Genomic DNA, 11,902 nt, shown 5'->3' with positions numbered 1-11,902 from the left:
AGGAAACGGGGAGGCCGTCCGGAGTACTGCGGGTTCCGCTCAGGCGAGGTCGCGGCGGGCGGCGATCTTCGAGGAGAGACCGAAGATCTCGATGAAGCCCTGGGCCTTGGACTGGTCGAAGGTGTCGCCCGAGTCGTAGGTCGCGAGGTTGAAGTCGTAGAGCGACTCGTCGGACTTCCGGCCGGTGACGACGGCGCGGCCGCCGTGCAGGGTCATCCGGATGTCGCCGGTGACATGCTGGTTGGCTTCGTTGATGAAGCCGTCCAGGGCGCGCTTGAGCGGGGAGAACCACAGGCCGTCGTAGACCATCTCGCCCCAGCGCTGCTCGACCTGCCGCTTGTAGCGGGCCAGCTCGCGCTCGACGGTGACGTTCTCCAGCTCCTGGTGGGCGGTGATCAGCGCGATCGCGCCCGGGGCCTCGTACACCTCACGGGACTTGATGCCGACGAGGCGGTCCTCGACGATGTCGATCCGGCCGATGCCCTGGGCTCCGGCGCGGTCGTTGAGCTGCTGGATGGCCTGGAGCACGGTGACGGGCTTGCCGTCGATGGCGACCGGGACGCCCTCCTTGAAGGAGATGACGACCTCGTCGGCCTCGCGCGGCAGGGCCGGGTTCGAGGTGTACTCGTAGATGTCCTCGATCGGGGCGTTCCAGATGTCCTCCAGGAAGCCCGTCTCGACGGCGCGCCCGAAGACGTTCTGGTCGATGGAGTACGGGGACTTCTTGGTGGTCGCGATCGGGAGGTTCTTCTCCTCGCAGAAGGCGATCGCCTTGTCCCGGGTCATCGCGTAGTCACGGACCGGGGCGATGCACTTGAGGTCCGGGGCGAGGGCGACGATGCCCGCCTCGAAGCGGACCTGGTCGTTGCCCTTGCCGGTGCAGCCGTGGGCGACGGTCGTGGCGCCGTGCTTCTTGGCGGCGGCCACCAGGTGCTTGACGATGGCCGGCCGGGAGAGGGCCGAGACCAGCGGGTACCGGTCCATGTAGAGGGCGTTCGCCTTGATCGCCGGGAGGCAGTACTCGTTGGCGAACTCGTCCGAGGCGTCGGCGACCTCGGCCTCGACCGCACCGCAGTCGAGCGCGCGCTTGCGGATGACGTCCAGGTCCTCGCCGCCCTGGCCGACGTCCACGGCAACGGCGATGACCTCGGCGCCCGTCTCCTCGGCGATCCAGCCGATGGCGACGGAGGTGTCCAGGCCGCCCGAGTAGGCGAGTACGACGCGCTCGGTCACGGGTTTCTCCTTACGGTGCATTCAACGACAGGCATAACTATGCACTACTCCGTATGTTTCGTCAATCGACGCGATAAGGGGAGGTCAGCGGGCGTGTCGCTCACCTACGCTGCGGCCATGCAGATACTCCCGCCGCTGTCCCGGACCGCCTTCCTCACACCCTCCGAGCGGCTGTTCCACGGCAAGGAGCCGGCGCGCTCCCTCGACGGCGACGGCCCGCAGGCCTGGACGCGGCTCGACGAAAGCGTCTCCTGCCGCACCTGGACCGACGGGCGCCGGAGCTCCTCCGGCACCGTCCGGGTGGGCCCGAACTGGTTCGACGCCCGGGAGATCGCCGACTGGAGCACCGCCCCGCACTGGCACGAGGGGCACGGGGTGACCTGGGCCGCCACACCCCCGGCCGACCCCGAACTCGCGCTGTGCCTGTGCCACGCCGACCCCCGGGTGCGGGAGGCCGCCGTCGGCCACGCGGCGGGACGGCCCGGCGTGCTGCCCCTGGTGCTGATCCGGTGCGCCGACACCGAGGAGCCCGTGCGGGCCGCGGCGCGTGCGGTGCTGGCCGCGGAACTGGACTCGGCCGGAGAGGAGACCGTACGGGCCCTCGTGCCCCTCGCACTGCTGGTGAGCCCGCGACGGCACGGAGCCCGGGCCTGGGAGCTGGTCCTGGAGAGGCTGGGGACCCTGCCCGCCGGCCGGATCGTCGAGCTCGCGGGCCACCCGGACCCGGGGGTGCGCTTCGGCGCCGTCCGGACCGCGCTGAACCACGGTCTGCTCCCGACGGACCGCATCGCCGATCTGGCCGGGGATCCCGAGGCGCGGATCCGCTTCGCGGCGCTGCGCTCCGACGTGCTCCCGGCGGAGCGGACGGCCGGGCTCGTCTTGACCGGGGCGTCCCCCGAGGTCCGCCGCGAAGCCCTCCAACTGTCCCTGGAAGCAGGAACGCTGACGCCCGAACAGCTACTGGAGACCGCCGCCGTCAGCCGGGACCGCGTGGTGCGCCGGCGCTGCGAGGAGGCCGCCCGGCCCGCCCTCGGCACCCTGTCCGGCCCCACCCTCGACTCCCTCCTCGCCCAGGGCCGCGCGTCCCTGCGGGTGACCGCCGTCCGTGCCCTGCGCCGCGCCGGGCGGGCCGGGGAGCTGACCGTCCACCTGGCGGACCCGGCGGCGACGGTACGGGAGGCGGCCCGCCTGGAGCTGCGCGCCGCCGGGCAGGACCCCCTCGCCCACTACCGCAGGCGGTGCGCGGACTCCCCCGTGCCCGGGGCCGTGTTCGGCCTGGCCGAGACCGGGGACGCCGCGGACGTCCCGCTGCTGTGGCGCCTCGCCGGCCACCCGGAGGGGCGCGTGCGGGCCGCGGCCCTCTCGGGCCTGCGCCGGCACGGTGCGGCAACGCCGGAAGAACTGCTGCCGTTCCTGGCCGACCCGCACGCGCCGGCGGTCGCGGCGGTCCGCTCGCTGGTGCTCCCGTACGCGCGGACCCGGCCGGAGTCCTGGCTCCTGGACCTGTTCGCGCCCGGCCGGCCGGGCGCCGTACGGGTCGCGGGCCTGGCCCTGCTGGAGGAGCGCCCGCTGCTGACCCGGCGCCGGATGGCCCGGTCCCTGACCTCCCACCGCGACCCCGCCGTACGCGGCTGGGCCCGCAAGCTGCTCCAGCAGCGCCTGAAGTGGGAGCTGTACGCGGGCCGGGACGCGGCGCTGAAGCTCGCCGACGGCACCGGCGCCCCGCTCGACGAGGTGGTCGACACCGACGACCCGGCCGCCTGGACCGCGCTGGACATCGGGGTGCGGTACCTGGCCCCCTACGAGGCCAAGGCCTTCGGCTCCCGGGCGGCGACCGCCCTGTGCCACTGGAACGGGCGGATCCGGGAAGCCGCGGTCATCGAGGCCGCGGGCGACCCGGAGCTGCTGCCGCTGGTCGTCCTGCGCTGCGCGGACTGGGCCCCGCAGGTCCGGAAGGCCGCCCGGGAAGTCCTGCTCGCCGCGCTCCGGGACTCCGGGGAGGAGTGCCTGCGCGCCCTGACCCCGATGGTGATGCACCTGCACGGCCGCCACGAGGGCCGCTGGGCCGTCGGGGTGTTCGAGGCGGCGCTGCGCGAGCCGCGCCACGCGGCGGCCCTGGCGGAGCTGTGCTCCCACCGCGACCTGCGGACCCGGCGGGCGGCCGTACGGATCACCCTGGAGGACGCGGGCTCCGCGGCGGCTCCCGCACTGGCCCGCCGGGCCGCCCGGGAGCCTGACGCGGTGCTGCGGCAGCTGTGGACGGGGGCCGCGCTGGCCGCCATGGCCCGGCAGGGCTCCGACGCCGTCGCGCTCGACGCGCTGCTGGGCGCCCGTTCCGGCTTCGTACGCGCCGCGGGGGTCACGGCCCTGCGCGCGGCCGGCCGGGCCGGGGAGGGCGAGCGGCACCTCGCCGACCCGTCGGGGACGGTGCGGGCCTGTGCCCGGTGGCTGGTCCGGCAGGACGGGGGCGACGCCCGGGCCCACTACCTGCGGCTGTGCGCGGACTCCCCCTCGCCCGGGGCCGTGCTCGGCCTGGCCGAATGCGCCGAGCGGGCGGATTCCGCCGTGCTGGCCGGCCTCCTCGGCCAGTGCGACGGCCCGGTCCGGGCCGCGGCCCTGGCGGCGCTGCGGCTGCTCGACGCCCCCGACCCCGGTCCGGAGGTGCTGCGCCCGCTGCTGGACGACCCGTCCCCGGCCGTGGTCCGCGAGGCGGCCCGGTCACTGCGCCCGGTGGCCGCCCGGCTGCCCGCAGGCTGGCTGGTGCTCCGGACCCGGCCGGAGCACCCCGCGCACACCCGCAGGGCGGCGCTCCGGCTGCTCGCCGCCCAGGGCGCCGACGAGGGGCTGCCGGCGCTCACGGCCGTGCTGGACGACCCCGACCCGGCGCTGAAACACCTCGCCCTGGCTCTGCTGAGGCGGTGGGACTGGCGGGCGACGGCGCGCCGGGGCACCTTCGAACCGAAGGAGATGCGGGCGCTGTTCTGGCTGTACAGGCGGGAACTCGGCTGGGACGAGATGCGCGCCACGAGTCTCGACTGGTGAAAGCCACGACCCCCGAAGTCCGATAATCACCTCATGGGAAAGCTCTACGCACACATAGACGGCCGGCTGCGCACGTTCATCGAGGAGCAGCCCGTCTTCTTCACGGCCACCGCCCCGCTCACGGGCGACGGCCACGTCAACCTGTCCCCCAAGGGCCGCGCCGGGACCCTGGTCGTCATCGACGAACAGACCCTCGCCTACCTGGACTTCGGCGGCAGCGGCGCGGAGACCATCGCCCACCTGCGCGAGAACGGCCGGATCACCCTGATGTGGTGCGCGTTCTCCGGGCCGCCCAACATCGTCCGCGTTCACGGCGAGGGCGAGCCGGTCTTCCGCGACGACCCCCGCTGGGGTGAGCTGATCGGCCTGTTCGGCGACGCCGACGGGCCCTCCGCGCGCGCCGTCATCCTCGTCCGTGCCCGGCGGATCTCCGACACCTGCGGGTTCGCCGTCCCCTTCATGGAGTACGAGGGCGAGCGCACCCTCCACGCCGAGTACTTCGGCCGCAAGAGCGACGAGGAGTTCGCCGAGTACTGCGAGAAGAAGGAGTTCATCGGATCGAGCCTCGACGGCCTGCCTGCGCTGCCGCTGCCCCTTCCGCCCCGTACCGTCTGACGTGTGCTGCGTACCGCTCTCGCCACCGGCGTAACGATCGTCACCGCCCTGCTCCCGCAGGGCTCCCAGAGCCAGGTCCCGCTGCCCGCCCGGCTCACCGACACCGGCGGCGGGAGCCAGCTGATCACCGCCGTCGCGCCCGCGCCGGGCTCCACGACCGGGCGGCTGACCTGGTGGGACCGCAGGGCGGGGCACTGGTACGAGGCCGGCGGCGCGGACGCCCGGTTCGGGGCGAAGGGGCTCACCGAGGGCACGGCCCGCGTCCAGGGCACCAGCACCACGCCGACGGGCCTGTACGCGCTCCCGTACGCCTTCGGGATCCGGCGGGCGCCGGCCGGCACGGCGTACCGGTACCGGCCGGTGACCGGGGGGTCGTGGTGGTGCCAGGACAACGCCTCGGCCAGCTACAACCGCTGGGTCGAGCCGCTGCCCGCGGACTGCGCGCCGGGCGAGGCCGAGCACCTGGTGACGTACGAGAAGCAGTACGCGCACGCCCTGCTGATCGCCTTCAACTACGACCGGCCCGTACGCGGCCGGGGCGCGGGCATCTTCCTGCACGTCAACGGCAAGGGGGCGACGGCCGGTTGCGTGTCCGTGCCGGAGTCGGCCATGCGGCGGATCCTGCGCTGGGCGGACCCGCGGCGGGCCCCGCACATCGCGATCGGCACGGACTCCGGGGACCTGGCCGTGACCCGCTACTGACGCCCTTGCCCGGCGGTGACCCGCCGGGCCGGCTCAGCCCTCCTTCTGCGCCAGTCGCAGCAGGTGGTCGGCGAGGGCCTGACCGCCCGCCGGGTCGCGGCTGATCAGCATCAGGGTGTCGTCGCCCGCGATCGTGCCGAGGATCGCCTGGAGTTCGGCCTGGTCGATGGCCGAGGCGAGGAACTGCGCCGCACCCGGCGGGGTGCGCAGGACCACGAGGTTCGCGGAGGCCTCCGCCGAGATCAGCAGCTCGCCGGAGAGGCGCCGCATGCGCTCCTCCTTCGCCGACTCGCCGAGCGGGGCCTGCGGGGTGCGGAAGCCGCCCTCGCTGGGCACCGCGTAGATCAGCTCGCCGCCGGTGTTGCGGATCTTCACCGCGCCCAGCTCGTCGAGGTCGCGCGAGAGCGTCGCCTGGGTGACGCTCAGCCCGTCGTCGGCGAGCAGCTTGGCCAGCTGGCTCTGGGAGCGGACCGGCTGCCGGTTGAGGATGTCCACGATCCGGCGGTGGCGCGCGGTGCGGGTCTGCGGGACGGCCTGGCCGCCGTGCTCGTTGTCCTGCGCCTGACTCATCGTCGTCTCATTCTCCGGATCCGTCCCCGCTGGCTGCGTCGAGGACGCCGGGCAGCGCCTGGAGGAACGCGTCCACCTCGGCCTCGGAGAGCACGTACGGGGGCATGAGCCGTACGACGTCGGGGGCGGGCGCGTTGACCAGGAAGCCGGCGTCCTGAGCCGCCTGCTGCACCTGGGGTGCGAGGGGCTCGGTCAGCACGATACCCAGCAGAAGGCCCGCACCACGGACGTGGGAGACGAGCGGATGTCCGGACGCTTCGATTCCGGAGCGCAGCCGCTCTCCCCGCGCCTTGACCTGGTCGAGCAGGCCGTCGGCCGCGATCGTGTCGATCACGGCGAGGCCGGCGGCGCAGGCGACCGGGTTCCCGCCGAAGGTGGTGCCGTGCTGGCCCGGCTGGAGCAGGTCGGCGGCGGCCCCGAAGGCGGCCACGGCGCCGATGGGCAGACCGCCGCCCAGCCCCTTCGCGAGCATGACCAGGTCGGGCTCCACGCCCTCGTGGGCCTGGTGCTCAAACCACTGGCCGCACCGCCCGATGCCGGTCTGCACCTCGTCGAGGACGAGCAGGGTGCCGGTGGCCCGGGTGATCTCGCGGGCGGCCGTCAGGTATCCGGCGGGGGGTACGACGACGCCGTTCTCGCCCTGGATCGGCTCGATGACGACGAGCGCGGTCTCCTCGGTGACGGCGGCCCGCAGGGCCTCGACGTCGCCGTAGGGGACGTGCGTGACGTCGCCGGGCAGCGGCAGGAAGGGGGCCTGCTTCTTCGGCTGGCCGGTGAGCGCGAGGGCGCCCATGGTCCGGCCGTGGAAGCCGCCGTCGGTGGCGACCATGTGGGTCCGCCCGGTCAGCCGGCCGATCTTGAAGGCGGCCTCGACGGCCTCGGCGCCGGAGTTGCAGAAGAAGACCCTGCCGGGGCGGCCGAAGAGCTGGAGCAGCCGCTCGCCGAGCGCGAGGACGGGCTCGGAGGCGTAGAGGTTGGAGACGTGGCCCAGGGTCGAGATCTGCTCCGTCACGGCGGCGACGATCGCCGGGTGGGCGTGGCCGAGGGCGTTGACCGCGATGCCGCCGACGAAGTCGGTGTACTGCTTGCCGTCCGCGTCCCAGACCTGGGCTCCCTCGCCGCGTACGAGGGCCAGCGCGGGGGTGCCGTAGTTGTTGGTCAGCGCGCCCTGCCAGCGGGCGCCGTACCGCTGATTGCCGGTCTCCTGACTGCCGTTCACTTGGCGTCCCCTCCCTGTGCGTCGGGCACGACCATCGTGCCGATTCCCTCGTCGGTGAAGATTTCCAGCAGGATCGAGTGCTGGACCCGTCCGTCGATCACGCGGGCGGTGCTGACGCCGCCCCGCACGGCGTGCAGGCAGCCCTCCATCTTGGGCACCATGCCGCTGGACAGCTCGGGCAGCAGCTTCTCCAGCTCGCTGACGGTGAGCCGGCTGATGACCTCGTCGCTGCTGGGCCAGTCCGCGTAGAGGCCCTCGACGTCGGTGAGGACCATCAGCGTCTCGGCGCCGAGTGCGGCGGCGAGCGCCGCGGCAGCCGTGTCGGCGTTCACGTTGTACACGTGGTGGTCGTCGGCGCTGCGGGCGATGGAGGAGATGACCGGGATCCGGCCGTCCGCCAGCAGTGCCTCGATCGCGCCGGTGTCGATGGCGGTGATCTCGCCGACCCGGCCGATGTCGACGAGCTCCCCGTCGATCTCGGGGCTGTGCTTGGTGGCGGTGATGGTGTGGGCGTCCTCGCCGGTCATGCCGACCGCGAGCGGCCCGTGCTGGTTGAGCAGTCCGACCAGCTCGCGCTGGACCTGGCCGGCCAGCACCATCCGTACGACGTCCATGGCCTCCGGGGTGGTGACGCGCAGCCCCGCCTTGAACTCGCTGACCAGGCCCTGCTTGTCGAGCTGGGCGTTGATCTGGGGGCCGCCGCCGTGCACCACGACCGGCTTGAGGCCGGCCTGGCGCAGGAAGACCACGTCCTGGGCGAAGGCGGCCTTGAGGTCCTCGTCGATCATGGCGTTGCCGCCGAACTTGATGACGACGATCTTGCCGTTGTGGCGGGTCAGCCAGGGCAGGGCCTCGATGAGGATCTCGGCCTTGGGGAGCGCGGTGTGCTTGCGTGCCGTGCTCATGAGGAGTACGCGCTGTTCTCGTGGACGTACTCGGCGGTGAGGTCGTTGGCCCAGATGACCGCGGACTCGCTGCCGTTGGCCAGGTCGGCGGTGATGCGGACCTCGCGGTCCTTCATGCTCACCAGGTCGCGGTCCTCGCCGACGGAGCCGTTCCGGCAGACCCAGACGCCGTTGATGGCCACGTTCAGCCGGTCCGGGTCGAAGGCGGCCCGGGTGGTGCCGATCGCGGAGAGCACCCGGCCCCAGTTCGGGTCCTCGCCGTGGATGGCGCACTTGAGCAGGTTGTTGCGGGCGATGGACCGGCCGACCTCGACCGCGTCGTCCTCGCTGACCGCGCCGACGACCTCGATGCGGATGTCCTTGCTGGCGCCCTCGGCGTCGCCGATCAGCTGGCGGGCCAGGTCGTCGCAGACGCTCCGTACGGCCTCGGCGAACTCCTCGTACGCCGGCACCACGCCGGACGCCCCGGAGGCGAGCAGCAGCACCGTGTCGTTGGTGGACATGCAGCCGTCGGAGTCGACCCGGTCGAAGGTGGTGCGGGTGGCGGAGCGCAGGGCCCGGTCGAGGGTGGCGCCGTCCACGTCGGCGTCGGTGGTGAGGACCACGAGCATGGTGGCCAGGCCCGGGGCGAGCATGCCCGCGCCCTTGGCCATGCCGCCGACGGTCCAGCCGCCCACGGAGGCGGTGGCCGTCTTGTGCACGGTGTCGGTGGTCTTGATCGCGATGGCGGCGGCCTCGCCGCCGTCCGCGGACAGGGCGGCCGCGGCGGTCTCGATGCCGGGGAGCAGCTTGTCCATGGGGAGCAGGACGCCGATCAGTCCGGTGGACGCGACGGCGATCTCCCCGGCGTTGAACTCCTCGCCCAGGGCCTCGGCCACCTTCTCGGCGGTGGCGTGGGTGTCCTGGAAGCCCTTGGGCCCGGTGCAGGCGTTGGCGCCGCCGGAGTTCAGGACGACCGCGCCGACCGCGCCGCCGCGCAGGACCTGCTCGGACCAGTGCACGGGCGCGGCCTTGACTCGGTTGGAGGTGAAGACGCCCGCGGCGGCCAGACGCGGCCCGTGGTTGACCACGAGGGCCAGGTCGGGATTGCCGTTCGCCTTGATCCCGGCGGCGATGCCCGCCGCCGTGAATCCCTGTGCTGCCGTGACGCTCACGGTGCGACTCCGATCGTGGAAAGCCCGAGCTCCTCGGGGAGCCCCAGGGCGATGTTCATGCTCTGGACCGCGCCGCCGGCGGTGCCCTTGGTCAGATTGTCGATGGCGCTGATGGCGATGATCCGCTGGGCGGACTCGTCGTAGGCCACTTGGAGGTGGACGGCGTTGGAGCCGTAGACGGACTGGGTGGTCGGCCACCGGCCCTCGGGGAGCAGGTGGACGAAGGGCTCGTCGGCGTACGCCTTCTCGTAGGCGGCGCGGACCGCCTCGGCGGTGACGCCGGGCAGGGCCTTGGCGGAGCAGTTGGCGAGGATGCCGCGGGGCATGGGCACGAGGTTCGCCGTGAAGGACACGGAGACGCGCCGCCCGGCCAGCGGGGACAGGTTCTGCACCATCTCGGGGGTGTGCCGGTGCACGCCGCCGACGCCGTACGGGGTGACGGAGCCCATCACCTCGGAGCCCAGCAGGTGCGGCTTGAGCGCCTTGCCCGCGCCGGAGGTGCCGGTGGCGGCGACGATCACGGCCTCGGGCTCGGCGAGCTGGGCCTGGTAGGCCGGAAACAGCGCGAGGGAGACGGCGGTGGGGAAGCAGCCGGGTACCGCGATGCGCTTGCTCCCCACCAGCGCGGCGCGCCCGCCGGGCAGCTCGGGCAGGCCGTAGGGCCAGGTCCCGGCGTGCGGGGCGCCGTAGAACTTGTCCCAGTCGGCCGAGTCCCTGAGCCGGTGGTCGGCGCCCATGTCGACGACGAGCACGTTCTCGCCGAGCTGGGCGGCGACGGCGGCGGACTGGCCGTGGGGCAGCGCGAGGAAGACGACATCGTGTCCGGCGAGGACCTCGGGCGTGGTCGCCTCCAGGGTCCGTCCCGCGAGCGGCACCAGGTGCGGCTGCAGGGAGCCGAGGAGCTGTCCGGCGTTGGAGTTGGCGGTCAGCGCGCCGATCTCCACTTCGGGGTGGGAGAGCAGCAGGCGCAGGACTTCGCCGCCCGCGTATCCGCTCGCTCCGGCCACCGCTACACGTACTGCCATCGGACCCTCCTCGTCGATGGCATGACTATACGTACCTACGCACGTTTATGCAAAGGCCCTACTTCAGCCGATGCCTGACCCAGACGTTGGGTTCCACATAGACAGCATGACCCTGTTCCGGGTCGCAGTGGACCGGGACCAGGGCTCCCGGGACGTGGACCGGGCCCGGCGCGTCGAAGGGCAGGCCGGTCCACTCCCGCCATTCGGCGAGCGAGCCGGTGATGGTCATCGACAGCGGGGCCACCGAGTCGATCACCCCGCCCGCGCGGACGTGGACGCGCAGCCACGGGTCGTACGGCAGGCCGTCGCCACGGGTACGGTACGCGTACTCGTGGATCGAGTTGTCCGGCTCGGCGGGCTTTCCGTTAGGTCGCACCGGGGCTATGACCTCGGCGAAACCGCGGGCCAGGGCGTTCTCGCGCATCGCGGCCAGCATCAGCCCGGACAGGCCCTCGCCCTGCCGGTCGGTGGCGATGCTGATCTCGACGGCGCTCACCGTGTCGGGCCGGACCCCGCGCCGCAGGTCGGAGAAGGTCCACATGAGGACCTGGTCCCAGCCCCGCGCGGGCAGCGTCCCGTCCCGCCCCGGCGCGTGCAGCGCGAAGGGCACGCTGAACGCGCGCGCCACGACCGCGTCGCCGTCCGTGGCGACCAGGACGTAGTCCGGCAGCTCGGCCACCATCCGCGGGTAGAGCAGCCAGGCCAGCGGGTCGTGGGCGGCGAACTCCGGCCACGAGTCCGTCATGTCCCAGAGGCGTCCGGCCAGTTCGGGCCGCTCGGCGAGGGTGGTGATGATCACTGTCCCGGTCATGAGCGCAGGCTAGGGGGTGGGCCGGGGCCACTCAACCGGTTTGCACGGCCTGCAGGGAGAGGTGCCAGCTGCCCGGCCGGCCGGTCAGGGTCACCGTCGACAGCGGCCGGACGTCGACGTTCCAGAACGTCCGCGGAGGTGCGTTCAGCGCGTAGACCACGGCCGCCCGGACCACCGAGGGCTCCGCCACCGCCACGATCGCGCCCCCGTCGTCCGCGGGCCGGGTGTCCAGCCAGCCGCCGATCCGGGAGATGAAGGCGAGCAGGGACTCGCCGCCGTGCGGGGAGGACCGCGGGTCGGCGAGCCAGACGTCCACGGACCCGGGTTCCCGGGCGGTCACCTCGGCCAGGGTCAGCCCCCGCCAGCGCCCCATGTCGCACTCGCGCAGCGCGGGCTGGGCCAGCGGCGCGTAACCGAGGGCCTCGCCGGTGGCCCGGCTGCGCGGGGTCGGGGAGCAGTAGCGCAGCCCGGCCGCGCCCAGCGGTACGAGCCCCCGGGAGGCCAGCTCCAGCGCCCGCCGGCCGGTCCCGTCCAGCGGGCGGTCGTCGTCGAAGCGCTCGGCGAGCAGCGAGCAGCTGCGGGCTGCGGCGACGAGCGAGACCCGAACATGCATGCGGCGATGGTGA

At 73.4% G+C, this 11,902-nt stretch carries 11 protein-coding genes; 3 read left to right on the top strand and 8 right to left on the bottom strand.

The features are described 5' to 3' along the window. Positions 1 to 39: 39 nt before the first annotated feature. Positions 40 to 1,233: an argininosuccinate synthase gene (locus OG447_RS18190; protein ID WP_266937808.1), complete on the bottom strand. Its 1,194-nt coding sequence runs from the start codon at positions 1,231 to 1,233 to the stop codon at positions 40 to 42. A gap of 117 nt (positions 1,234 to 1,350) precedes the next feature. On the opposite strand from OG447_RS18190, the gene OG447_RS18185 reads away from it, so the two are divergent. From OG447_RS18185 to OG447_RS18175, 3 genes are read left to right on the top strand one after another with little or no spacing between them, the layout of a single operon-like run. Then, positions 1,351 to 4,275, top strand: coding sequence for a hypothetical protein (locus OG447_RS18185; RefSeq protein ID WP_266937806.1), 2,925 nt, complete (start codon positions 1,351 to 1,353; stop codon positions 4,273 to 4,275). Between the two features lie 33 nt (positions 4,276 to 4,308). Further along, positions 4,309 to 4,890, top strand: a complete 582-nt coding sequence (locus tag OG447_RS18180; protein WP_266937804.1) for a pyridoxamine 5'-phosphate oxidase family protein — start codon at positions 4,309 to 4,311, stop codon at positions 4,888 to 4,890. Between the two features lie 36 nt (positions 4,891 to 4,926). Continuing rightward, positions 4,927 to 5,592 (top strand): L,D-transpeptidase, encoded by a 666-nt coding sequence (locus tag OG447_RS18175; protein WP_266938931.1) that lies wholly within the window; start codon positions 4,927 to 4,929, stop codon positions 5,590 to 5,592. 33 nt (positions 5,593 to 5,625) lie between these two features. Here the strand turns inward: OG447_RS18175 and OG447_RS18170 are convergent, their stop codons facing one another. Genes OG447_RS18170 through OG447_RS18140 form a run of 7 tightly spaced genes read right to left on the bottom strand, consistent with a single transcriptional unit; the run spans position 5,626 to position 11,889 of the window. After that, positions 5,626 to 6,162, bottom strand: coding sequence for an arginine repressor (locus tag OG447_RS18170; RefSeq protein WP_266937803.1), 537 nt, complete (start codon positions 6,160 to 6,162; stop codon positions 5,626 to 5,628). Between the two features lie 7 nt (positions 6,163 to 6,169). Beyond that, a complete protein-coding gene (locus OG447_RS18165) occupies positions 6,170 to 7,381 on the bottom strand; it encodes an acetylornithine transaminase (protein ID WP_266937801.1) in 1,212 nt (403 codons plus the stop codon). Next, entirely contained in the window at positions 7,378 to 8,286 is a 909-nt protein-coding gene (argB, locus tag OG447_RS18160) for an acetylglutamate kinase (protein WP_266937799.1), read from the bottom strand. The genes OG447_RS18165 and argB overlap by 4 nt, the downstream gene beginning before the upstream one ends. Continuing rightward, positions 8,283 to 9,440: a bifunctional glutamate N-acetyltransferase/amino-acid acetyltransferase ArgJ gene (gene argJ, locus OG447_RS18155; protein WP_266937798.1), complete on the bottom strand. Its 1,158-nt coding sequence runs from the start codon at positions 9,438 to 9,440 to the stop codon at positions 8,283 to 8,285. The genes argB and argJ overlap by 4 nt, the downstream gene beginning before the upstream one ends. After that, entirely contained in the window at positions 9,437 to 10,465 is a 1,029-nt protein-coding gene (gene argC, locus OG447_RS18150) for an N-acetyl-gamma-glutamyl-phosphate reductase (RefSeq protein WP_266937796.1), read from the bottom strand. The genes argJ and argC overlap by 4 nt, the downstream gene beginning before the upstream one ends. A gap of 58 nt (positions 10,466 to 10,523) precedes the next feature. After that, positions 10,524 to 11,276, bottom strand: coding sequence for an N-acetyltransferase (locus OG447_RS18145; protein ID WP_266937794.1), 753 nt, complete (start codon positions 11,274 to 11,276; stop codon positions 10,524 to 10,526). Between the two features lie 31 nt (positions 11,277 to 11,307). Further along, positions 11,308 to 11,889 carry a histidine phosphatase family protein gene (locus tag OG447_RS18140; protein WP_266937792.1) on the bottom strand — a complete coding sequence of 194 codons (582 nt, stop codon included), beginning with the start codon at positions 11,887 to 11,889 and terminating at the stop codon, positions 11,308 to 11,310. Between the last annotated feature and the right edge of the window lie 13 nt (positions 11,890 to 11,902).

The sequence above is a fragment of the Streptomyces sp. NBC_01408 genome (assembly GCF_026340255.1).
Classification (GTDB): domain Bacteria; phylum Actinomycetota; class Actinomycetes; order Streptomycetales; family Streptomycetaceae; genus Streptomyces.
The sequence above is the reverse complement of the archived record's forward strand: the minus strand, read 5'-3'. Positions and strand labels throughout refer to the sequence as shown.